Origin of the sequence: Streptomyces sp. GD-15H (assembly GCF_045291515.1) — a bacterium.
Classification (GTDB): Bacteria; Actinomycetota; Actinomycetes; order Streptomycetales; family Streptomycetaceae; genus Streptomyces.
The window spans coordinates 534,741-556,575 of sequence record NZ_CP149447.1; the positions used below are offsets into that span (position 1 = coordinate 534,741).

Sequence of the window (21,835 nt, forward strand, 5' to 3'; positions counted from 1 at the left end):
TGAAGCGGTACGGCTCCTCCTTCACCAGGGTGATGTCGTGCTGGCCGACGGCGGCGTCCCACCGGTCGGCGGTGCCGCCGGGGACGTCGGCGCACAGGCGGCCCTCGGACAGGCCCGTGGTGACCCCGGCGGAGGCCCACCGGGTCGGTGGTGGTGTCGAAGGTGCCGTTCCTGACCTGCTCGGCCTCGTCGGCCCCGGCCGGGGCGGCGGGCAGCGCGGTGAGCGCGCTCGCCAGCAGGCCGGCGAGGGACGGCAGAGCGGTTCTGCGTCTGTTCACGTCCGGGCTCCTCTGGGGGAGGACACGGCGGCAGCACGGCGTGGGAGCGCGCTGCGTCTGGGGGTGGCAGGGGAGCACCACCCCATGGGAGCGCTTCCACTCGTACGGGACCATGGTTGCGGCAGGTGTGACACTCCGTCAACGACTGGGACGGGACTGGTGACGAACGCCGGGCGGACGGCGGTGCGGATGCCGCGAGGAGCCGGCCCCGGCGACCGTCTCCGATGTCCACCCGCCACTCCCGCCCCGGTCTCGCGGCCCCGGGCCGGGTCGGGTTCCGGGCCACGTGGGCCTTTGACGCACTAGGCTGGAACTCTGGCGATCCACCAGTTCACGGTGAGTGTGCGCGATGGAGTGGCGACGATGAGGCCGGACGACCCGTTCGACGATCCGGTGACGGCCCGCGTCGTCGTCGCCGCCGACGGCACCCTCGTAGGGTGGAACGAAGGTGCCCGGCTGCTGCTGGGCCACAGCGCCGAGGAGGTGGTCGGCCGTCCTGCGGCCGACCTGCTCGCCGCCGGCGCGGCCCCGTCCCGACCGCCGTCCGGCACACGCTGGAGCGGCACGCTCGTGCTTCGGCACCGGGACGGCGGCACCGTCACCGTATGGGTGCTCGCCCACCGCGTCCGGCGGAAGGACGGCGGCACCGGCGACTGGCTGGCCGTCACACCGCTGCGGTACGGGGACACCGATCCGGCCGACGATCCGCTGCTCCGGGCAGCCATGTTCCAGTCCCCGTGCGCCACCGCGGTCTTCGACCGGGACCTGCGCCTGCGCGGTGTCAACGACGCGATGGCGGCCCTCCTCGGGCTGCCGGCCCGCCAGCTGCGTGGGCTCAGGCCCACCGAGCTGGGCGGCCAATCCCGGCACTTCGAGTTGGAGCGGCACATGCGCCAGGTGCTGCGGAGCGGCCGGGGCCACGACATGCAGACCCACGTACGTGGCGCCGGCGTGGGCCGCGCGCAGGCCTGGCTGGCCCGGATCGCGCCCCTCACCGACGACGGCGGCCGGGTCGCCGGTGTGTGCGTGGCGGCCCACGATTTCACCGAACAGTACAGCGCGCGGGCACGGCTGCAGCTCGTCAACGAGGCCAGTGTGCGTATCGGCACCACCCTCGACGTCACCCGGACGGCGCAGGAGCTGACGGAGGTCTGTGTGCCCGCGCTCGCCGATTTCGTCAGCGTCGACCTGCTCGAGCAGAACGACCAGGGTGCAGACGTCACCGCTCCGCCGACCCTGCCGATCTCGCTGCGCCGGGTGGCCCACAGGTCCCACACCCCGGGCAGCTTCGAGTCGATCGCCGACACGGACGAGGTGATCGCCTACCCGGCCACCGCGCCCCAGGCCGATTCGCTGATCGCCGGTCACAGCGTCGTCGCCTCGGTGCCCTCGGGTGATCTCAATCCGTGGCTCGCGGCCGACGAGACCCGCGCCCGGCAGGTCCGGGAGCTCGGCGTCCACTCGATACTGTCCGTCCCCCTCCAGGCCCGCGGTACCACTCTCGGCGTCGCGGTGTTCACCCGGTTCCGGCATCCCGAGTCCTTCACCCACGACGACGTGCTGCTGGCCGAGGAGGTCACGGCACGGGCCGCCGTCTGCATCGACAACGCCCGCCGCTACTCCCGTGAACGCGAGACCACCCTCACGCTCCGGCGCAGCCTGCTCCCCCGCGGCCTGCCCCGGACGGCCGCGGTGGACTCCGCCTCCCGGTATCTGCCGGCCGCACGCTCCGGCGTGGGCGGCGATTGGTTCGACGTGATCCCACTGTCCGGGATGCGGGTGGCCATCGTGGTGGGGGACGTCGCCGGCCGTGGCATCCAGGCCTCCGCGACGATGAGCCGGCTGCGTACGGCCGTCCGTACCCTCGCCGACATCGATCTGGCCCCCGACGAACTCCTCACCCACCTCGACGACCTGGTCCTGCACCTCGCCCACGAGTCGGGCGTCGACGGCGGCCGTGGCGAGACCGCCGACAGCGGTCAGGGCGAGGTCGGCGCGACCTGCCTGTACGCGGTGTACGACCCGGTGTCACGGCGCTGCACCCTGGCGCGGGCGGGGCATCCGCCGCCCGTCCTGGTCCCGCCGGACGGGCAGGCCCGCGAGCTCGGCCTGCCGTCCGGACCGCCGCTGGGCCTGGGCGGTCTGCCCTTCGAGTCCGTGGAGCTGGAGTTGTCCGAGGGCTCCGTGCTGGCTTTCTACACCGACGGGCTGACCGAACGACCGGAGGGCGACACGGAAATCGGCGGGCTCATGCTCACCGACGCCCTGTCGAACGCGGCCTCGGGATCGCTCGACGAGGCCTGCGACCGTGTCCTGTACACCCTGCTCGGTCCGGGCAGCAGGACGGAGGACGCGGCCCTGCTGCTGACCCGTACCCGCGGGCTGCCGTCCTCCCAGGTCGCCACCTGGGACATCCCGGCCGATCCGGCGCTGGTCGCGTCGATCCGCAAACAGGTCCTCGACCAGCTGGGCATCTGGTCCCTGACCGAGGCGTCGTTCACCGCCGAGCTGGTGGTGAGCGAGCTGGTCACCAACGCGATCCGCTACGGCGCCCCGCCCATCCGGCTCCGGCTCATCTGCGACGCGTCGACGCTGATCTGCGAGGTGTCCGACACCAGCCACACCGCCCCGCACCTGCGGCGCGCCAAGACCTGGGACGAGGGCGGGCGGGGGTTGCTCCTGGTCGCCCAGCTCACCCAGCGGTGGGGCAGCAGACACACCGCCGAGGGCAAGACCATCTGGGCCGAACTGGGACTACTGGAGCAGGAGGAGCTGTGAGCGCTTTCCGAACCATCATGGGTGGGACCTCCGTGCGTCGGGCGGCCGGACGTCGGGCGGCTGTGCTCGCGAGCGCGCTGGCCGCGCTCGGCGCGGTGGCGTCCTGCGGAACCGGCACCGGCACCGGCACTGCGGCCTCCGACGCCGTGAGAGCCTCGGACGCCGGTGCCGCGTCCGCCGAGAGCGCCGTCCCGAGCGACGCCGCCGCCGCGTCCGCCGTCACCGCCTCCGGCACCTCCGGGAGGACGGCAGACCGTGCCACGGCCCGCTGCCACACCTCCGAGTTGCGCGCACGGGTCGGCGGCGTGGACCCGGGCGCGGGTCAGCGCAACTTCCCCGTCGTACTGACCAACGTCTCCCCCCGCGCCTGCACCCTGTACGGCTATCCCGGCGCCGCCTTCGTGGACGCGTCCGGCAAGCAGCTCGGCCCTGACCCGAAGCGCTCCCCCGGTGACGCCGTGCGCGTCGCACTGGAGCCCGGCGAGAGCGCGTGGGCGGGGCTGCGGTACTCCGCGCCCGGCATCAGCGGGGCGCGCACGGCCACCCCTGCGGCGCTGCTGGTGACCCCGCCGGACGAGCGGAACTCCCTGAAGGTGCCGTGGACGGCCGGCGCCGTGCCCGTCGCCGGTGACTCGGCCGCGGTGTTCGTCACGGTACTGAGCGAGGGCACCGGGCCCTGACGCGGGTGCGTGCGTCCGCCCGCGGCGGACGCACGCACCGTCGCGGTTCGTCGGCGCCCCGGTCGACGACCTTCCGCTGCGGGTCGGGCTCCGAGGTGTGGATCGCCCAGCGCTGGGTGTCCGAATCATTGCGGGTCTTGAGGACGAGGGCACCCGAGCCGTCGGTCGCGGCCGGTGCCAGCCCCAGGCCCTGACCGGAGCGGGGCACCAAAGTGCTCTGCACGGTGAAGTCGTAGCGCGCGCTGTCGGCGTTCCCCCGCGCCGGGCCCGTGCACCGGGCCAGCCGCACCGAGTAACCGAGGCGGGAGTCGAGGCACAGGTCCGGTTCCGCGGCGTTGCGCAGCAGCCCGTCCGTCTCGTACGTCCACTGCTGGACCTCGCCCGCCGAGCAGGCGGTGAGCTCGGTCTCGGCTCCCGCGACGGCACGGTCGCCGACCACGCCGACGCACAGGCCGGAGGCGGTGTTGTGCAGCCGGCCGCGCAGGGCACCCTTCGCCGCCTCGCCGGAGCCGAACCCCGAGGGGTCGCTGGGCGACGGGGTGCCCTCCTCGGCACCGGGGGTTTCGGAGGGGCGGCCGTCGCCCCGCGCGGAGGTGCCGTCGGAGCCGCCCGAGGTCCACAGCACCAGCGGTAGGACGATCAGTCCGCTGACCGTGAGGATGCCCACGGCGAGGTTGCGCCGGCGGGCGGCCCGGCGGGCGGCCCGGCGGGCGGCCTTCCGGGCGACGCGGGAACCGGCGCGGAGCACGGCACCGCGAGGACCGGTGCGGGGTGCCGCACGCCGCCCGGAGCGGGAAGCGCGGCGAGGGGCCGGGTGCTCGGCGGGAGTGCGGGCGGTGCTCGGGACCGGGGGCGCGGTGGGGGCGGTGCGGGGTGCCTCGGTGGGCATGGGCGGGATCGGTGCCGGGTTGGTGAACGACTCGCCCGTCGTGCCCGGGGGTCCGTCTGCGGGGCCGGGGAAGGCCGTGCCGACGACGCCCCCGGGTGACAGTCGTTCCTCGGCCGCCGAGCCGTCCGTGGACCCGTCCGTCGGCTCGTCGGTGGTGTCGGCCGCCCGTGCCCGGCTCTCCGCGTACTCCCGTGCGCTCCAGCCGAGGACCGCCTCCGCCAGGGCCGTGCCGAGTCCGGTGGTGAAGCAGGCGAGTTGGTCCGCGGCGTGCCGGCAGTGGCTGCAGTTGTCCAGGTGTGCGCGCAGGTCCGGGTCGAGTTCGGTGCCCGCTCGCCGGTAGGTCACCTCGAGCAGGCGGAGATAGCGTCGGCACTCCTGGTCGGGGGCGAGTTCAGCGTGGAGTTGGAGGACTTCGTCACGCAAGCGGTCCTGGGCGCGGCGCAGTTCGATGCGGGCACCCTCCTCGTCCAGCGCGAGCAGTCCGGCAGGGATGTGGAGCGGTTCGGACTCGACCTCCACGTGCCACAGCAGGCAGCGCGCCGACTGCGGCAGACGCTGGAACGCCCCTGCCAGCAGGCGTCGTTCGGACAATGGCAGCAGCCGGGCGGCCTGCCGCTGGCCGTCACCGGACTCGGCGGTGAGGTCGGGATGGAGCATGTCGCGCCGGTGGTCGTCGATCCACTCGGCGGCGATCCTGCGGACGGTGGCCAGGAGTTGGGGCCGCCATGCGGAACCCGGCCCGTTGTGCTTGAGGGTCTCGCCGAAGAGCCGGGTGAACGCGGCGGTGGCGAGCATCCCGGCGGACCGCGGGCCCTCGGTGCACAGCCGGGCGTAGCGGAAGACCGACTCCCAGTGCCGGTCGAGCAGTTCACCGACGGGGTGCAGCACCGGTGTGGCACCCGTCCACTTCCGCAGCTCGGCGGCCAGCTGCTCGTCCGTCGCATCGGATGAGTGGGCCGGAACCCGGGAATGCGACAGACCGGTGTCCTTCACGGATGCAATCCTCTCGAGGATGCGCGGAATAAAGTCCGTACCAGCGGGCCCGCAGCCTCGCCGACGATACGACGGAAGCCCGTCCGTACGGGATTCGACATCTCGAACCCCCGTCCGGAACAGCTCTTTTGGAGCTGGGTGGCCTGCGGGAGCGGCCACGTGCACGCCAGGGCAGAAAATATTGTCCGCGCGCCGGTACGACCCACTTTTGCACAGGTCAACGAGGAGGAACAAGGGACTCCGCGGTTTCGCGCATTTCTCTTCCGGCCAACATATTTTGACATACTGTCAATGAGATTCGAGGTACTTGATTTCACGCGCCTGATCACCCGGTTCGGCGTCCGGTGTCCGGAAAGGGGCGCCCGGAAAAGCGAGCGGGTCGGCGCGGCGAAGCCGGTCCCGGTCAGCCCCGCCGTACGAGGTCCAGAGCCCGTTCCCAGTGGAGCTCCGGCCGCCCGCCGTCCGGTGCCGTCTCCCCCGCGTACGGGTTGCCGACGCTGGGCAGGACGGCGACAGGCACGACCAGGCCCGCGGCCTCGCACAGGGTGCCCAGAGCGAGCGTGTCGGCGATTCCGGCCGCCCGTTTGTTGACGGTGTTGAAGGTGGCGGGCGCGGCCACCACCGCGTCGGGTGCCGGGAAGGGGCGCGGTTCGCCGGGGTGTGCCAGGCGATTGGGGTCTCCCCTGCTCGAACGGAGTCGAGAGCTCGGGGAATGATCGGCCGACCGGTCTGCGCCTGGACCGCGGCGGCGTCGAAGAACCCGTTCATGGCGACCGGTCTCGCGACGACACCGGCCTCCCAGTCCCGCTCCTGCGCGGTGGTGATCAGCTTGCTGACGTCCGCGGCGACACCGGCGGCGCAGACGACGTAGAGCAAGGGTTTCACGGGCTGTTCGGTCATCCCCGAAGCCCTGGTCACTCGTCCGGCCCACCCGCACTCGTCCGGTCCTCCGAGACCGTACGGCCTTCGGGCCGCTCCGCACCTGGAGCCCCGAAGTTTTCTTCGCTCCGGTGTGCATGACGGCCCGGTCGACGGGCACCCGTGCGTCGGGCCCTGCCGCGTTCCCCCGTCGTGGCGGGGTCCTCCACCCTGCCTCCCGTGCCTCTCGCGTTCCTGGGGGCACCCGGTCGGGTCCGGTGGAGCCGTGCCGACGGCGCAAAACGGGGAACGTGGTCACAGGAACTCTTGAACGCCGGAACCGACCTGGGAGACCCACGTGGCGAAGAAGACCAAGAAGAAGAAGCTGCCCCTGGTGTACAAGCCCATCGGGTTCGCGCTGGGCTGGACGAGCGGCACCCTGGCGGGGCTCGCCTTCCAGAAGACGTGGAAGGTGATCCGGCACGAGGACAACGCGCCCGACGCGCTGGACCGGGACCGCCGCTGGGGCGAGATCCTGCTGGCCGCCGCGATCCAGGGCGCCATCTTCGCGGCCGTACGCAGTGCCGTGGACCGCGCGGGTGCCAAGGCCATCGAGCGCTCGACGGGCACCTGGCAGGCTCCGGACAAGCGCGGACGTGACTGACGCGGCGCCCTTCTCCCGCTCCCTCGCCCCGTGCCCAGCCCCTGCCCACCGCCGTCCGGACCCGTCGCCACGCGGCGCGGCCCGCCCCTGCGGTCCCCGTCCCGGGCTCCGGGACGGGGACCGCAGGGGCGTCCGTCAGCCCTGTTTCGGCCCCAGCGGCACCCCGCGGCGCAGGGTGAAGGAGTGCCCGGCCGGGTCGGCGTAGCCGCGTTCCTCCAGGGGGCCGGTGACGTCCTTCGTCTCCACCGGACGGCCGCCGAGGCCGACGATCAGCCGTTCCGTGGCATCCAGGTCCTCGACCACGAACTCCAGGTGCGCCTGGAGCGAGTTCTCGGGGCGCGGCCAGCTCGGGGCGGTGGTGTTGACGTCGCGGCGCAGCGCCAGCCGGAAGCCGTCGGCGGCCCGGATCTCCACCCGGTTGGCGTTGGCGTCCGCCACCTCGGCCTCCAGCAACTCCCGGTAGAACTCGGCGAGTCTCTCCGGCTCGGCGCAGTCGAGCACCACCACTCCGGCATGTACCAGTGCCATGTCTTCCTCCACAGGATCCGGGTCCGTCCGGGCTCGGGGCGGCACCCCGGCCTGTATCTGGAGCCTGTCCCGGCTCGGCGGTTTCAATCTGCACCAAGTCCGTTGAGTCCTGGGGCGTTTGAGACGGCACTCACCTCAAGTGGCCTGCCAGGTAGCAGACATCACGAGGGACGTCCGGTGTAGATCATTTGGGATCTGGGCAGCTTCGTACCGCTTCCCGGTTCAACCTTCTTTCCGTGAAGCCGAGTTCAAGTGTGTGGGCGGTCGCCACGACGGCCCGACCGCAGGGCTGGGGGACTCTGCGTTCCGTCTCCCGAAAGGAAGCACATGCCTCAGGACGTCCGGTTCGATCTCCCCTTCAACACCCCCGTCAGCGAGCATCTGGAATACGCCCGCGCGCGCCATCTGCGCTGGGTGTGGGAGAGGGGCCTGGTCCGCAGCCGGGCCGGATTCGACGAGTACCGGTCCTGGGACCTGCCGCAGGCCGCCGCCCGTACCTATCCGTACGCCTCGGCCGAGGACATGGTCGTTCTGATGAACTGGTTCTCCCTGGCCTTCCTCTTCGACGACCAGTTCGACTCCGACCGACCGGACCGCGCGGACCTGATAGCGGACGTGGCGCGGGAGCTCATCGTCACCCCGCTGCGGCCGGCGGGAAGCACTCCTCGGGTGGCCTGCCCGATCACGATGGCCTGGGCCCAGGTCTGGGAACGCCTCTCGGATGGCATGTCCCTGACTTGGCAGACCCGGTTCGCGGCGTCCTGGGGACGGTTCCTGGTGGCCCACTGCGAGGAGGTCGACCTGGCGGCCCGCGGGCTGACCGGGACGCTCGGCCTGGACGAGTACACCGTGTTCCGGCGCCGTACCGTCGGCATCCACCACAGCATCGACGTCGGTGAGCGCAGCCGCGGCTTCGAGGTGCCGGCGCGGGCGATGGCGCATCCGCTGATGGAGCGGATGCGTGATCTGGCCGCGGACACCATCGGGTTCATGAACGACATCCACTCCTTCGAGCGGGAGCGGCGCCGCGGCGACGGCCACAACCTGATCGCCGTACTGCACCGGGAGCGCGGCTGCTCCTGGGAGGAGGCCGCCGCCGAGGCGTACCGCATGACGACCGCCTGCCTGGACGAGTACCTCACCCTCGAGTCGCGGGTGCCCGGCATGTGCGACGAGCTGGGGCTCGACACGGAGGAACGCGACCGGGTGGACAAGGGTGTACAAGCCATTCAGCACTGGATCGAGGGCAACTACGAGTGGGCCCTGACCAGCGGCCGCTACGCGGCGGCGAAGGAGGGAGCGGTGGCCACGGCCGAACAGGCGGGCCGCGGCTCGGTCGACGACCTGTTGACCGTGTGAGACGGCTGTGCTGCGCGGCCCCGTGGCGGGGCCGCGCAGCACAGCCGATCACGGTGGCCGGCCCGGTCGGCGGTTGCGGCGTCGCCGACGTCAGACGCTGAACTCGACGGGCAGGCGGTCCAGCCGGGTCTCCCAGGTGGATGCGGTCGAGGACAACTCCCCCGGCGGCACCGCCAGGCGCAGGTCCCGCAGCCGGTGCAGCAGGACGTCCACGGCGATCTCGATGACGGCCAAGCCGATGTTCCGGCCCGGGCACTCGTGCGGTCCGCCGCTGAACGCCAGGTGCGACTGGTTGCCCTGCACGGACACCCCGGCGTCCGGGCGGATCTCGGGGTCCTGGTTGCCCGCCGCGAGGCCCAGGACCAGCAGGTCGCCCTCACGGACGCGGTGGCCGCCGAGTTCCAGGTCGCTGGTGGCGAACCGGCCCGGCAGAACGGCCAGCGGCGGGCTGTTCCACATGACCTCCTCGACGACCGCGGAGATGTTCAGCCGGCCGCTGATCAGTCCGGAGAGCCGTGCGGTGTCGGTGAGGACCAGTTGGAGCACCCGGGCCAGCAGGTTGCTGGTGGTGGTGTGACCGGCGATCAGCACCAGCCGCAGATGGCTGACCACCTCCTCCTCGTCGAGCCCGGCGTGGTGTGCCAGCAGAGCGGTGGTGAGGTCGCTGCCGGGTTCGGACCGCTTGCGGACGACGAGCGCCCCGAGGATCTCCTGGATGCGGCTGTCGTGCGTGACGGCGTCCTCGCCGCCCTTGAGGACCTGGGCGCAGGACTCGACCAGGTCGCGCCCCTCCGCCTCGGGCAGCCCCAGGACGCGGGTGAGCACCAGCATCGGCAGGTAGTCGGCGTAGTCGCTCACCAGATCGGCGCCGCCCAGATCCGCGAAGGCGTCGATCTCCTTGTTCGCGAAGTGCGTGGCGTGCCGTCGGACACCGCGGCCGGCCGCGGCCTGGAGTCCGTCGGTGACGGCTCCACGCAGCCTGCGGTGCGGCTCACCGTCCTGGGAGACGCAGTCGGGGCGCCAGCCGAGCATCGGGACCAACGGTGAGGTGTCCGCGACGCGCCCGTCGCGCCGGTCCCGCCAGATCCGGGCGTCCCGGGTGAACTGGCGGGGGTTGTCGAGCACCCGGCGGTTGTCCCGGTAGCCGAGCACCAGCCAGGCCTGCACGTCGCCCTCCAGGAGCACCGGCGCGACCGACCCGTGTTCCTTGTGCAGCCGCTCGTGGACGCCGGCCGGATCGCCGGCCACGTCCGGCCCGTACAGCCGGGCGAGGTCCGCGCCGTGGTGTCGGACCGGCCCGGCCGGCAGTGGGGCGACGGGGCAGCCGCGGGCCGCGTCGGGGGCGTTCTTGGTCGGGTCGTTCATCGGGACTCCACGGCCACGGCCGAGCGTTCCCGCAGGTGATGGATGAGGGTGACGAGCACGTCGCGGCTGGCGGCCCGGTCCCGCGCGTCGAAGGCCACGACCGGGATGTGTTCGGGGATGTCCAGGGCGTCCCGGATCTCGTCCACCGGGTAGTCCTTGGAGTCGGGGAAGACGTTGAGGGCGATGACGAAGGACACCTTCTGCCGTTCCATCTCCTCGATCGCCCGGAAGCTGGAGGCCAGCCGTCGGGTGTCGACCAGGACGACCGCGCCGAGCGCGCCCTTGAACAGCCCGTTCCACAGGAACCAGAACCGCTCCTGGCCGGGCGTGCCGAACAGGTACAGGACCAGGCTGTCGTTGATGGTGATCTTGCCGAAGTCCAGACTGACGGTGGTCTCCGTCTTGTCGGCGACACCGATGAGGTGGTCGACGGCGGCGCCGGCCTGGGTGAGGGTCTCCTCGGTGGTGAGCGGCTTGATGTCGCTGACCGACCGGACCATCGTGGTCTTTCCGGTACCGAAGCCACCGGCGATCATCACCTTCACCGAGCGGGTGTCCCCGGCCGTATGCCGACCGGCTTGCTCAAAGCCTTTCAAGTCCACTGAGTACCTCCTCAAGGAGCGCGAGGTCGGTCCCGCGTCCGGCGTCGTGTGCCGGCATGGGGTCACGGGCTTCGACGTGGCCTTCGTCCAGCAGGTCCGACAGCAGCACGGCGAGAATGTTGAACGGCAGTCCGAGGTGGGCGCCGAGTTCGGCGACCGAGAGCGGATCGCGGCAGTGCCGGACGATCTCCTCGTGCTCATGCTGCATCCCCGGGACGGGGGCCGAGCGGGAGACGACGAGGGTCGCCACGTCGAGACTCGATGCCGAACCGCCCGGTCCGCTGCGTCCTCCGGTGAGGACGTAGTAACGCTCGAGACCGGACGGGTCCGACGGTCGGCGGGGAGCACTCATCCAGAGTGCTCCTCCAGGCGCGGAGTGGTGCCGAGGAGCTCTCCCATTCTGCGGGCGAGGTCTCTCATCTGGTGCCCGAGCAGACCCTGGTCGAGGCCCTCGCGGGCGAGGACGCCGAGGTAGGTCTCCACGCCGGCGCGGACCACGAAGAGGTGGCCGCCGTCGACCTCGATCACCGCCAGCCGCAGCTGCCCCGCGTAGGAGGGGAACTGTTCGGCGACCGGCTGGGCCAGCGCCTGCAGGCCGGCCACCACGGCCGCGAAGCGGTCCACGTCGTCGGGGTCGTCCGCCCCGAAGGAGGTGATGGCCTTGCCGTCGCTGGAGGCCACGAGGGCGAAGCGGATCTCCTGGATGCTTTCGACGAGATCGCGGAGCGCCCAGCTCACGTCGTTTCCCTGTTGCGTCATGGGGTGTGGTCGCTCTCCTCGGTGCGGTGCTCGGTGGACTCGCGTTTTGCGGGGGTGTCACCGGCGGTGGCCGCTTCGGACGCCGCGCCGGTGTCGCGTTCTCCGGAATCGTGCGCCCCCTCGTCGCGTGCCGCGATGTCACGTCCGGCGGTGGCGAAGGCGGCGAGGCCGGTGAAGGACGCGTCCGGTGGTACGGGGGTGACGGTGGCCGGCCCGCCTGGCGCTGCGGCGGCGGGGCAGCCCGCCGGGCGTGGTGGCCGGCGCCCCGTCGGCCCCTGGAGACACGACGGAGTCGGTCGGCCAGAGGTCGGCCTCCCCGTCGTCGGCGACCGCGGTGCACGGCAGGACGGACGGGACGGCGGGGGCCTCCGGTACGGGAGCGGTCGGCGCCGCGGCGGCCGTGGGCGGCCGGCTGAAGTACTTGTGCGGTACGACGACCACCACCGAGGTGCCGAGCCACGGCGAGTCCGCGAAGGTGACGCGGATGCCGTAGCGGCGGGCGAGGACGCCGACGACCCTGAGGCCGATGTTCGCGTCCTCGGTGATGCCGCCGATCCCCGCGCCGGGCGCGGTGCCCGCGAGGGCGTGTTCGGCCTCGCGCTTCTTCTCCTCGCTCAGGCCCTTGCCGGAGTCCTGGATCTCGATGCCGACGCCGTTCGGGACCTCCTTGCCTGAGACGACCACGGGCTCGGTGGGCGGCGAGTAGCGCGCCGCGTTGTCCAACAGGTGCGCGAAGATCAGCGTGAGGTGGTCCACCAGGCCGCCGTCGACGCCGAGGTCGGGCAGCTGGCGCAGCTGGACGCGGTGGAAGTCCTTGATCCGGCCGATGCCACCGCGCATCACGCTCAGCAGCCGTTGCGGCTCCTGCCACTGCCGGCCGGGCCGGTCCGAACCGCCGAGCACGCCGACGCTGGCGGCGAGACAGTCGGCGGGGCCGATCTCCTGGTCGAGTTCCATCAGGCCTCGGGCGACGGCCGGGAGGCGGCCGTGCTCGCCCTGCATCTCGTGCAGCCGGCCCCGGAGTTTGCTGGTCAGTACGTGGATGCGGTTGCCGATGCTGATGACGGCCTGTTCGGCGGAGGTGGAGCGGTCGAACTCCTCCTCGAGCGCCATCAGAGCGATCCGCAGGGTCTTGCGCAGTTCGGCCTGGAGTTCGGTACCGACCTCGGCGTTCTGGTTGACGCTCGGCAGCACGTCGTCGATGGCGTCACCGGCCCGCAGACGCTCTATCGCCTCCGGTAACTGCTCGTCGGCGAGCCGGGTCACCGCGGCCAGTTGGTGCGCCAGCTGCTCCCGCAGGGCCTCACGCTGCTCGGCGATCCGCGCCTCGTGATCGACGGCCTGTTCGGCGATCCGCGCCTCGAAGGACTTTGCCTGGTCGGCGAGTTGGCCCTCGCGTGCCGTGTCCCGGTCGGCGAGGAGCCGTTCGTGTGCGGCGTTCTGCTCGGCGAACCGCTCCTCCTGGGCGGCCTGTGCGGTACGGAGGGTGTCCTCCGTCCGGGCCAGTCGGGTCCGGGTGCGGAGCAACAGCCGTACGCATATCATTCCGGCCGCCGTGACGGCGGCGCCGGCGACGGCCGCCGTCATTCGCTCCGAGCTCACGAACGTGGCGGCAATCGTCCCGCTGCCCAGGCCCAGCGGCATCAACCACCAGCTGTACCAAGCGACAGGGGGCCGCGCCGCCGGTGGCGGAGTGGCGAGTTCCATCTGCATCCTTCGAAGCAACACGATCAAACAGGGGGGTGTGCAAGGGATCGCACTCAGGGGTAAGTACCGCGAACGGGCGCGGCACGATCGCTTCAACTCGCAGCGCTGACAAGGAGCTTATCGGTTCCTACCACAAAAGGATCAAGTTCGGGGGGCGGCGGCGGAGTGAGGGTTCCGTCACGCTCCCGAGGAGAGGCGAGGTCCTCAAATCTCCTTGCAAACTGGTCAGTTGACCCCCACGACAGTTCGCCGTACCGGAGCCGGCTCGCTCGGGTGCCGCCCGGAACGTGCGCCGGTAGGTCTGCGGGGAGACTCCGGTGACGGCGTGCGGATGCCGGCGCAGCGAGGTTCCGGGCTGGATCAGCCGGCGGCCGGGGCCGAGACCGGCCTCGTCATGAAAGCGGCGGGCGGCAGTGAACCGGTCGGCACCCGAAGAGCTTGGCCGCAATTCGCAGACATATGACATTCAAACATGCCTGCATCCACCCGCTCAAGGGTAACTTTCAATGCAGGGACCGGCGTTGGGGCCGATCCCACCGTGCAAGGAGCAGGCTGGAGGCGATGGCGTGGTGCGGCACCAACCTGCACCGCCTACCCGGTATCTCCGCGTCCGCCAGGAGCGGGGACACACAGTGCTGGAGTTCCGCGGCGAGATCGACATAGTCGCGGAGGCGGAGGTCGTCCCGCACCTCGATGCGGCGACCTCGGACCCCAAGTGCCTCGTCGTGCTCGATCTGACCCGGGTCGAGTTCCTGGACGCCTCGGGTCTGCGCCTGCTGTACCGCGCCCGGCGGCGGGTGCTGGACCAGCACGGCCGACTGCACCTCGTGTGCACTCACGCGCTGACCCTGCGTCTGTTGCGGATCACCGGCCTGGCCGGGCTGCTGCCCCCGCAGCCCACCCTGGACGCGGCCCTGGAACAGCCCGGGGCCACACCCGGCCCGATGTGACGGCCAGGGGCCTGTCCGGCGGATCATGCCGGGCAGGCCCCTGGGTCGCTATTCGGTCGGCGGGGCGTCGAACAGGGCGCTGACCGACTCGCCGTTGTGGATGCGGCGTACCGCCTCGGCGAGCGCCGGGGCGATGGACAGGACCCGCAGCTTGTCCGTGTGTTCGTCGGCGGGCACCGGAACGGTGTTGGTGCACACGATCTCCAGCACGTCGGGCTGCTCGCTCAGGCGTTTGAGCGCGCCTGCTGCGAACAGTCCGTGCGTGCAGGCCACGCGGATCGAGCGCGGGCCCAGTTCCCTGAGTCTGTCGAGCAGTTCGATTACCGTGCTGCCCTTGGCGATCTCGTCGTCCAGGACGATGACGTCCCGCCCGGCCACCTCGCCGATGACGGAGCTGATCCGCACCCGGTCGTCGGCGAACCGCTGCTTCGCCCCGGCCGCCACCTGCGCCCCGATCAGCCGGGCGAACGCCGCCGCCTCCTTGGCGTTGCCCAGGTCGGGCGAGACGACGGTGGTGCGGCTCAGATCGTACTGGCGGAAATGCGCGGCCAGTTCACGCAGCGCGTGCAGGTGGTCCACGGGCACCGAGAAGAAGCCGTGCACCTGCGGTGCGTGCAGGGTCATCGCCAGGACGCGGCTCGCGCCTGCCGCCACCAGCAGATCCGCGACCAGACGTCCGCCCATGGAGATGCGCGGGGCGTCCTTCTTGTCGGAGCGGGCGTAGGAGTAGTGCGGCATCACGACGGTGATCCGGGAGGCGGACGCCCCGCGGGCCGCGTCACACATCAGGAGCAGCTCCACGAGGTGTTCCTGGACCGGTTTGACCAGCGGCTGGAACAGAAACACGTCCCGCTCGCGGCAGTTGGCCAGCAGCTGCACCTCCAGGCAGTCGTTGGCGAACCGGCTGGCCCGGACCGGGCTGAGCGGTACACCGAGATGCGCGCAGACCTCCGCCGCCAGTTCCGGATGGGCACTGCCGCTGAACACGGCGATGTCTCGCACGGTCGGCTCCTCGAATGATCTTGTCGGCCGGAAGCCTCATGCTACGGCCTCGAACCGCCACCCGGTCCGCCGCGCCGGTACGGCGTGCGCCCCCCACGTGCTCCCGGCGACGTCCTCCACATCTCGACTTCCCTGCCTGCAAGAGGAAGTGAGGGGCATTCGGTCAACAGGAAGGAGGGCCGTCACCATGACGACTCCCATCAGGCGCCTCCCCGGTCGCATACCGGGCTGGGCGAAGGCACTGACCGCGGTGGTAGTGGTGCTCGCTGTGCTGTTCGCCGGTATCCGGCTGAGCGTACTGCCGGGCCTGAAGGACCTGTTCGGCACGGAGACCCAGGACCGCTCCGGCCCCGCGCTCCTGGAGTCCATCCAGGACATCAGCCGGTACGACGCGGCTACCGGCAACTTCCAGGTCGTGGTGGATCTGGAGAAGGACGCCAAGTTCCTGCCCGACGCGGTCCGCGGCAGCCGCACCCTGTACGTGGGCGCGGGCACCGTCGACGCCTATGTCGACCTCGGAAAGCTCGGCAAGGACGACGTACAGGTCGATGAGGACCGTACGTCCGCCACCCTGCGGCTGCCGCACGCCCGCCTGGGCACTCCGGCACTCGACCCCGAGCGCTCCTACGCCGTCTCCAAGCAGCGCGGGCTGCTCGACCGCCTCGGTGACCTCTTCTCGGACAACCCCAACAGCGAGCAGGCCGTGCAGAAGCTCGCGGTACGGCACATCGGCGACGCGGCGAAGGAGAGCGGGCTGACCGCCCGCGCCGAGACCAACACCACGGGGATGCTCGAAGGGCTGCTGCGTTCCCTGGGGTTCAAGAAGGTGGAGGTCGCCTACGTCGACTGAGCCGTACCGGCACGGGGCCGGCGTGATGGCCGCGTCGCCGGGTAACTGACCTGTTCAGCACAGCAGTTGACCATAGGAGGACGGAATGCCCCGTACTGCCTCACGCCGGCTCTTCGGGTGGCGCCACACGTCGGGCAGCGGTCCTGGGCCCGCCCGCGGCGCCGGGGGCGGGAACGAGGGGTCGCGGCCGCTGCCCCTGCCGGTCCGACTGCTCGCGATGCTGTGTGCCTTCACGTTCATGGTCGTCTTCGCGGCGGTGCTGGCCCGGCTCACCCTGCAGCCCTCCCCCGCCTCGGAGGCGCTGATCCACACCAATCTGCGTCCCGGCCGTTCCCTGCGGGCCTATCTCGACCAGCCCGCGCTGCGCGACGCCGTGCGCCAGGTCGGCGGCAACATCCTCCTGGGCATGCCCTTCGGTGTCCTCGCACCGGTGGTGGCCCCGCGTACCCGCGGATTCCTGCGCGTGCTGCTCCTGACCGGGAGCGTGATGCTCATGGTGGAGTTCGCGCAGGGGGCCATGATCACCGGACGCGCCTTCGACATCGACGACGTCATCCTGAACACCGCCGGTGCGCTGATCGGGTACTTGCTGCTCGGACGGCGGCTCAGCCGCGCCGTGCACGCACGGAGGCCGAAGGCCGACGCGAAGCCGAGCGCCGAGGGGAAGCCGAAGTCCAAGGGCAAGGGCAGGCCCAAGCCGAAGACCAGGGCGCAGACGTAACCCGGGCGGCGCCACCACGGGCTCGGGGCGGAGGGCACCGCTCTCCTCGGCGCCTACTGGCGAACGGTCCAGGTGAACTTGTCCCCGCCCACCCAGCGCACCGTGTCCGGGTCGTCAAGATCATGGACCGTGATCCCGAACGCGGCGGCGGCCTGCAGCACGTCGGTGATCGTTCTCGCCTCACCGATCACCTCTCCGTCGATCTCCATGATCCGGAACGGCGGCGTACCGGGCTGTACGCCGAGCACCATGATCCGTGGATGGGCCATGTACAAGCTCCCGCTTTCCGTCATGCATCAAAGGGTAGGACGCAAACCGGACGAGCGCGGGTTTCGGAAGTCACCCGGCGGACGGGAGTCCGACAGCCGGACCTGGGAACCCCGGAACCAGGAGGTGCCCATGGATCCCGTCGAGGCGCTGGACCGGATCGCCTTTCTGCTGGAGCGGTCCCTGGCGCCGACGTACCGCGTCCGAGCCTTCCGCACCGCAGCCCGGGTGCTGGTGGAGCTGGGCCCGGACGAGGGGCGCCGGCGGGCCGCGGCCGACTCACTGGAGGCACTCAAGGGCGTCGGTCCGAAGACCGCGCAGGTGGTGTCGGGTGCCGCCCCAGCGGGTGGTCACCGCCTGGCCCCTGGAGCGGTTGCTGGACTGGACCCGGGAGCGCGGCATGGGAGTACACCAGAGGTGACACACACCACCTCGTACTCGGGCATTCGGCTGGAACACCCAGAGGCCGCTCCCCGTTGAAGCAGGTGTGGGTGCGGAAGGAACAGTGTCCCCGGGCCTCACCTTCCGCCCACGGGGACGATCGTTCGGCTGAAGCCCTGTGGAGCCGTCCGCCGAGAGGCGACCGCCGTCCGTGCCCACCGCCTGACCGCCCCGACCGTGATTCCCCCGTCACGGTCGGGGCTTCCACTTTTCCCGTACGGCTCGGGTCACGCGGCGTTCGCCGCGCAGACCTGCCGCGCGTCATGCGGTGGGTTCGTCCGGTACCGGCTGGTCCGGGTTGGCGGAGGCCGAGTGCGGCGCGCCCCGGCGGCCGGTTCCGGCCTCGTCCGTGTCGGGGACGTCGGGCTGCCGCTCACCGGGCGCGTCCGGCCCGGCGGACTCCTCCTCGCCGGTGGCGGGAACGACCTCCCAGGGGTCCTCGCCCTCACCGGCCTGCTGGTCGGGCGGGTCCCGGGGGACGCCCTGGCCGCTCTCGCCCGGTCCTTCGTCGCGGTGGTCGGTCATGGTCCTCTCCCTTCCTCCGCACGCCGTCACGTACGGCCGGTGTGTACGGGGCGTCCGTACGCCGTCGCTCGGGCTGCCGCGCGGGTACCTGCGCGGCGAGCGGGGAAACCTCAGCGCGGCGTCCGTTCCTGCAGCGCTCTGCGCCAGGCGGGCGGCGGAGACTGCGGGTCCGGGTCGGGGCGCCGTCCACCGCGGGTGAAGAAGTCGGCGAGCGGCAGGATCGCGGCGCCGACGGTGACGGCGTCGGGGCCGCGGCTGCCCAGCTCGATCGTCACGTTCTCGGCGGGGTGGCGCAGCGCGTAGGACAGGGCGTGCTTGCGCACGGCGGGCAGGAAGCGGGAGCCGAGCTGGAGGCCGGCCCAGCCGCCCGTCAGGATGCGCTCCGGCTGGAAGAGGTTGATCAGGTCGGAGAGGCCCGCACCCAGGTACTCGGCGGTCTCCTCCAGCACCGCGAGGGCGACCGGGTCGGCGGCGGTGCCGTCGGCGGGGTAGGCGGCGAGCATCGAGGTCAGCGCCGTCTCCTCGTCGGTTCCGCCGGGGCCCCGGCCGCCCTCCTCGCGCCACCGGGCGAGCAGCGACTCGGCGCCCGCGTAGGCCTCCAGGCAGCCGAGCGCGCCGCAGCGGCAACGGCGGCCCCGCACCCGTACGGTCAGGTGCCCCCACTCGACCGCGCGGCCGTGCTCCACCTCGGGCGTGACGAGGCAGGCGCCGACGCCGGAGCCGAAGAGGACCACGAGGGCGTTGCGGGCGCCGCGTGCGGCCCCGAACCACATCTCGGCCTGACCGAGGGTCTTGGTCCCGTTGTCGATGAAGCAGGGGACGCCCTCGGGCAGGGGCGGGCCGCCGCGCAGCAAGGACTCCAGCTCGATGGCGTCCCGACCGAGGGTCTGCCCGTGCACGACGGCGCCCCGGTCGGGGGTGTGCTCGACGATGCCGGGGACGACGATGCCGACACCGAGGAGCCGCTCGGCGTCGAGGCCGGCGGTGGCGAGCACCTCGGTGATGCCGGCGCGGATGTGGTCGACGATGACCTCGACCTCGTAGCGCTGCTGTTCCAGCGGACGCTCGGCTCGAGCGAGTTCGGTGAGGGCCAGGTCGAACAGTTCGACCCTCACCCGGGTCTCGCCGACATCGACGCCGATCATGTGGCCGCTGACCGGTGCCACCCGCAGCAGGGTGCGCGGGCGGCCACCGTCGGAGTCGACGCTGCCGGCCTCCTCGACCAGGCCGTCACCGATCAGGTCGGCGACGGCATTGCTCACCGAGCCGGAACTGAGCCCGGTCGCCGGGCCGAGCCCGAAGCGGCTGAGCGGGCCGTCGAAGTAGAGCCGTCGCAGCACGGCCGTACGGTTGGCCCGCCTGAGGTCGCGCACCGTGCGCCCGTTCCGCCCCGCCGTATGGTTCCTTCCGAAACCCTGCCCGACCTGCGACATACCATCGAGGACCGGATCGGCGCGACTTCCTCCCACCCTTATTCAACGCGGTGAACTAACGACGCTCGCCGACCTCACCGGAGTACGCCGTCCCGGCTCCCTCCGGTTTCAGCGTGATGCGCAGCCCGGGGTCGAGGGGCGGGCCGGCCGAGCGGTCCGTGACATGACGCAGTGCCGCGCGGACCCGCGGCGAAGCGTCCTCGGGGAAAATCACTGGCTCGTGCTCCTTCGGGATCCTTACCCCGGACCGGAAACCAGAGCCTCCAGGTTTCGAAAGGCCAGGCCGGGAGAGCCCCATGAGATCACTCACCGAACAAGACATCCGCGGTTCCTTTGTCGACTGTTCGAAGGGGGGAGGCCAAGCATCTGTCCGTACTCCACGATCTCGGGGAGCGGGTCTGGAGCGAGCTGGACTTCCTGGGCTGGCGGGGGGGCGCCCCGACCGCAGTTATCTCGTCGCCGCGAGCGAGGGCCGCCCGGTCGGGGTGGCCATGCGGTTCCAGCCCGCCCGGCGCGGCTTTCTGCACCGCAGCATGTGCTCGCTGTGCCTGACGACGCATCCGCGCGGCGGCGTCTCCCTGATGACCGCGTGCCGGGCGGGCGCTGCCGGGCGCGAGGGAAACTCGGTCGGCGCCTACCTGTGCACCGACCTCGCCTGCTCCCTCTACCTGCGTGGCAAGAAGGTCCCGGAGACGGGACTCCGCTTCGAGGAGGCCCTCACACTGGAGGAGCAGATCGCCCGCACGCTGAACAATCTCCATGCCTTCCTCGACAAGGTGTGACGCCCGGCTGCTACTTTGGTCCACGATCGTCCCGTTTCCTCACCCGGCCGACCGCGGTCCTCCCTGAACACGTTCGATGCGTCCGGGGAAGGGGAACGGTCGGAGGATGCGAGTGGTTCGTGAGTGGATGTCGCCGGCCAGGGAGTTCGTCAAGCAGCGCCGCGATCCCGTGGCCGTGCAGACGCTGCGCTCGGCGGCGGCGGCGACGATCGCCTACGTCATCGCGCTGCGGCTGAGCCCGGAGTCCGCACCACTCACCGCTCCCCTGACGGCTCTGCTCGTCGTCCAGGTCACCCTGTTCTCCACGCTCACCACCGGCGTACGCCGGGTGAACGCCGTGGTGACCGGGGTGGTCGTCGCCATCCTCTTCAGCCTGCTGGTGGGGCTGAGCTGGTGGAGTCTGGGCCTGCTCATCCTGGCGTCACTGGTCGTCGGCCGCATCGTACGCGTGGACGAGTTCGTACCCGAGGTGGCGATCAGCGCGATGCTGGTGCTCGGGGTGACCCACCACGGGGACACGGCGTGGGCGCGGATCGTGGAGACGCTGATCGGCGCCGTCGTCGGGCTCGCCTTCAACCTCATCCTGGCCCCTCCGGTGTGGGTGGAGGAGGCCGGTGAGTCGATCGAGGCGCTGGCCCGGCGGGTGCGGCAGCTGATGCTGCGCCTGGGCGAGCAGGCCGCCGAGCACACACCCCACCACCGCGCGGCGGCCCGGCTGCACGAGGCCCGCCGGCTCGATCACGACATCTCCGAAGTGGACGCGGACCTCCGGCAGGCCGAGGACAGCCTGCGGCTGAACCCTCGGGTGCGGGAGGGCCTGCTGCACCGGGTCGTGCTGCGCACCGGCCTGGACACCCTGGAGATCTGCACGGTCGTCCTGCGGGTGCTGGCGCGCACCTTCACCGACCTCGCGAAGGAACGCGAGCCGGACCCCCTGTTCCCGCCGGAGACGGGTGCCGCCGTCGAGCAGTTGCTGTCCGAGGTCTCCGATGCGGTGGTCAGCTTCTCGGTGCTGGTCACCGCGAGTGTCAGCGCGAGCGCGGAGTCCGCGGAGGAGCGGCTCATCGCGGAACTGCGGCAGGCCGCCACGACCCGCGACCGGCTGGCCCGGCTGCTGCTGGAGGGGGTGCGGCGGGACGCCCGTCAGTGGCAGTTGCACGGCGCGCTGCTGACCGAGGCCAACCGCATTCTCGACGAGATGGACACCGAGCATCGTTCGCGACGGCTGCTGGAGGAGCTGGACCGGCACGCGCGCGAGCAGCGTGAACGCCTGCCGCGGCTCACCCGGATGCGGGAGCGGTTGCGCGTTCCGGACCGGCTGCGCCGGAACCAGCGGGGTACCGCCGGGCGTTCTCTGTGACGGAACCGGCCGAGGGTGTGCACGCCGTCGGCCACGGACACGAA

Annotated in this window: 21 protein-coding genes and 3 pseudogenes; 10 read left to right on the forward strand and 14 right to left on the reverse strand. The window is 71.6% G+C overall.

Translation table 11 applies throughout. From position 1 onward, the window contains the following. The first annotated feature begins 641 nt into the window (after positions 1-641). Positions 642-3,056 carry a SpoIIE family protein phosphatase gene (locus WJ438_RS02565; protein WP_406723775.1) on the forward strand — a complete coding sequence of 805 codons (2,415 nt, stop codon included), beginning with the start codon at positions 642-644 and terminating at the stop codon, positions 3,054-3,056. A 17-nt stretch (positions 3,057-3,073) separates the two neighbouring features. Beyond that, positions 3,074-3,736: a DUF4232 domain-containing protein gene (locus tag WJ438_RS02570; RefSeq protein ID WP_406729569.1), complete on the forward strand. Its 663-nt coding sequence runs from the start codon at positions 3,074-3,076 to the stop codon at positions 3,734-3,736. Here WJ438_RS02570 and WJ438_RS02575 read toward each other — a convergent pair. Together WJ438_RS02575 and WJ438_RS02580 are read right to left on the reverse strand one after the other, a co-directional pair. Further along, positions 3,705-5,618 carry a ricin-type beta-trefoil lectin domain protein gene (locus WJ438_RS02575; RefSeq protein ID WP_406723776.1) on the reverse strand — a complete coding sequence of 638 codons (1,914 nt, stop codon included), beginning with the start codon at positions 5,616-5,618 and terminating at the stop codon, positions 3,705-3,707. The genes WJ438_RS02570 and WJ438_RS02575 overlap by 32 nt on opposite strands. Before the next feature lie 403 nt (positions 5,619-6,021). Then, positions 6,022-6,518, reverse strand: a pseudogene (locus tag WJ438_RS02580) (flavoprotein). 316 nt (positions 6,519-6,834) lie between these two features. Here WJ438_RS02580 and WJ438_RS02585 point away from each other — a divergent pair. Further along, complete coding sequence (locus WJ438_RS02585) at positions 6,835-7,140, forward strand: DUF4235 domain-containing protein (protein ID WP_406723777.1); 306 nt, start codon at positions 6,835-6,837, stop codon at positions 7,138-7,140. 135 nt (positions 7,141-7,275) lie between these two features. On the opposite strand, the gene WJ438_RS02590 is transcribed toward WJ438_RS02585, so the two are convergent. Continuing rightward, on the reverse strand, positions 7,276-7,668 hold the full coding sequence (locus WJ438_RS02590) for a VOC family protein (RefSeq protein ID WP_406723778.1): 393 nt from the start codon (positions 7,666-7,668) through the stop codon (positions 7,276-7,278). 327 nt (positions 7,669-7,995) lie between these two features. Here WJ438_RS02590 and WJ438_RS02595 point away from each other — a divergent pair, with 327 nt between their 5' ends. Beyond that, positions 7,996-9,027, forward strand: coding sequence for a 7-epi-alpha-eudesmol synthase (locus WJ438_RS02595; protein ID WP_406723779.1), 1,032 nt, complete (start codon positions 7,996-7,998; stop codon positions 9,025-9,027). 90 nt (positions 9,028-9,117) lie between these two features. On the opposite strand, the gene WJ438_RS02600 is transcribed toward WJ438_RS02595, so the two are convergent. From WJ438_RS02600 to WJ438_RS02625, 6 genes and pseudogenes are all read right to left on the reverse strand, one after another. Next, the gene (locus WJ438_RS02600) at positions 9,118-10,392 is read right to left on the reverse strand and encodes a cytochrome P450 (protein ID WP_406723780.1); all 1,275 of its coding nucleotides are present in this window, start codon (positions 10,390-10,392) and stop codon (positions 9,118-9,120) included. After that, on the reverse strand, positions 10,389-10,994 hold the full coding sequence (locus tag WJ438_RS02605; protein ID WP_406723781.1) for a GTP-binding protein: 606 nt from the start codon (positions 10,992-10,994) through the stop codon (positions 10,389-10,391). The genes WJ438_RS02600 and WJ438_RS02605 overlap by 4 nt, the downstream gene beginning before the upstream one ends. Continuing rightward, positions 10,975-11,346 carry a DUF742 domain-containing protein gene (locus tag WJ438_RS02610; protein WP_406723782.1) on the reverse strand — a complete coding sequence of 124 codons (372 nt, stop codon included), beginning with the start codon at positions 11,344-11,346 and terminating at the stop codon, positions 10,975-10,977. The genes WJ438_RS02605 and WJ438_RS02610 overlap by 20 nt, the downstream gene beginning before the upstream one ends. Next, the gene (locus WJ438_RS02615) at positions 11,343-11,753 is read right to left on the reverse strand and encodes a roadblock/LC7 domain-containing protein (RefSeq protein ID WP_406723783.1); all 411 of its coding nucleotides are present in this window, start codon (positions 11,751-11,753) and stop codon (positions 11,343-11,345) included. Before WJ438_RS02615 ends, WJ438_RS02610 begins: the two co-directional genes overlap by 4 nt. Before the next feature lie 138 nt (positions 11,754-11,891). Next, positions 11,892-13,460: an ATP-binding protein gene (locus WJ438_RS02620; RefSeq protein ID WP_406723784.1), complete on the reverse strand. Its 1,569-nt coding sequence runs from the start codon at positions 13,458-13,460 to the stop codon at positions 11,892-11,894. 274 nt (positions 13,461-13,734) lie between these two features. After that, positions 13,735-13,875 (reverse strand): annotated as a pseudogene (locus tag WJ438_RS02625) (AraC family transcriptional regulator); the annotation flags it as partial. Between the two features lie 154 nt (positions 13,876-14,029). Here WJ438_RS02625 and WJ438_RS02630 point away from each other — a divergent pair. Continuing rightward, on the forward strand, positions 14,030-14,410 hold the full coding sequence (locus tag WJ438_RS02630; protein WP_406729570.1) for an anti-sigma factor antagonist: 381 nt from the start codon (positions 14,030-14,032) through the stop codon (positions 14,408-14,410). A 48-nt stretch (positions 14,411-14,458) separates the two neighbouring features. Here the strand turns inward: WJ438_RS02630 and WJ438_RS02635 are convergent, their stop codons facing one another. Further along, positions 14,459-15,412 (reverse strand): ribose-phosphate diphosphokinase, encoded by a 954-nt coding sequence (locus WJ438_RS02635; RefSeq protein WP_406723785.1) that lies wholly within the window; start codon positions 15,410-15,412, stop codon positions 14,459-14,461. 187 nt (positions 15,413-15,599) lie between these two features. Here WJ438_RS02635 and WJ438_RS02640 point away from each other — a divergent pair, with 187 nt between their 5' ends. Next, positions 15,600-16,262: a DUF4230 domain-containing protein gene (locus tag WJ438_RS02640; protein WP_406723786.1), complete on the forward strand. Its 663-nt coding sequence runs from the start codon at positions 15,600-15,602 to the stop codon at positions 16,260-16,262. Positions 16,263-16,347: 85 nt separating this feature from the next. Continuing rightward, complete coding sequence (locus WJ438_RS02645) at positions 16,348-16,983, forward strand: VanZ family protein (RefSeq protein ID WP_406723787.1); 636 nt, start codon at positions 16,348-16,350, stop codon at positions 16,981-16,983. A gap of 53 nt (positions 16,984-17,036) precedes the next feature. Here WJ438_RS02645 and WJ438_RS02650 read toward each other — a convergent pair whose 3' ends face one another. After that, on the reverse strand, positions 17,037-17,276 hold the full coding sequence (locus tag WJ438_RS02650; protein ID WP_406723788.1) for a hypothetical protein: 240 nt from the start codon (positions 17,274-17,276) through the stop codon (positions 17,037-17,039). Between the two features lie 106 nt (positions 17,277-17,382). Between WJ438_RS02650 and WJ438_RS02655 the strand changes: the two are divergent. Continuing rightward, positions 17,383-17,643 (forward strand): annotated as a pseudogene (locus tag WJ438_RS02655) (histidinol phosphatase); the annotation flags it as partial. Positions 17,644-17,952: 309 nt separating this feature from the next. On the opposite strand, the gene WJ438_RS02660 reads toward WJ438_RS02655, so the two are convergent. The 3 genes from WJ438_RS02660 to WJ438_RS02670 form a co-directional block, all read right to left on the reverse strand. Beyond that, positions 17,953-18,216 (reverse strand): hypothetical protein, encoded by a 264-nt coding sequence (locus WJ438_RS02660; protein WP_406723789.1) that lies wholly within the window; start codon positions 18,214-18,216, stop codon positions 17,953-17,955. 110 nt (positions 18,217-18,326) lie between these two features. Next, complete coding sequence (locus WJ438_RS02665) at positions 18,327-19,649, reverse strand: ROK family protein (RefSeq protein WP_406723790.1); 1,323 nt, start codon at positions 19,647-19,649, stop codon at positions 18,327-18,329. Between the two features lie 55 nt (positions 19,650-19,704). Beyond that, on the reverse strand, positions 19,705-19,863 hold the full coding sequence (locus WJ438_RS02670; protein WP_406723791.1) for a hypothetical protein: 159 nt from the start codon (positions 19,861-19,863) through the stop codon (positions 19,705-19,707). Positions 19,864-19,945: 82 nt separating this feature from the next. Here WJ438_RS02670 and WJ438_RS02675 point away from each other — a divergent pair, with 82 nt between their 5' ends. Both WJ438_RS02675 and WJ438_RS02680 read left to right on the forward strand, forming a co-directional pair. After that, a complete protein-coding gene (locus WJ438_RS02675; RefSeq protein ID WP_406723792.1) occupies positions 19,946-20,431 on the forward strand; it encodes an FBP domain-containing protein in 486 nt (161 codons plus the stop codon). Positions 20,432-20,537: 106 nt separating this feature from the next. Then, on the forward strand, positions 20,538-21,791 hold the full coding sequence (locus WJ438_RS02680; protein WP_406723793.1) for an aromatic acid exporter family protein: 1,254 nt from the start codon (positions 20,538-20,540) through the stop codon (positions 21,789-21,791). Positions 21,792-21,835 lie beyond the last annotated feature (44 nt).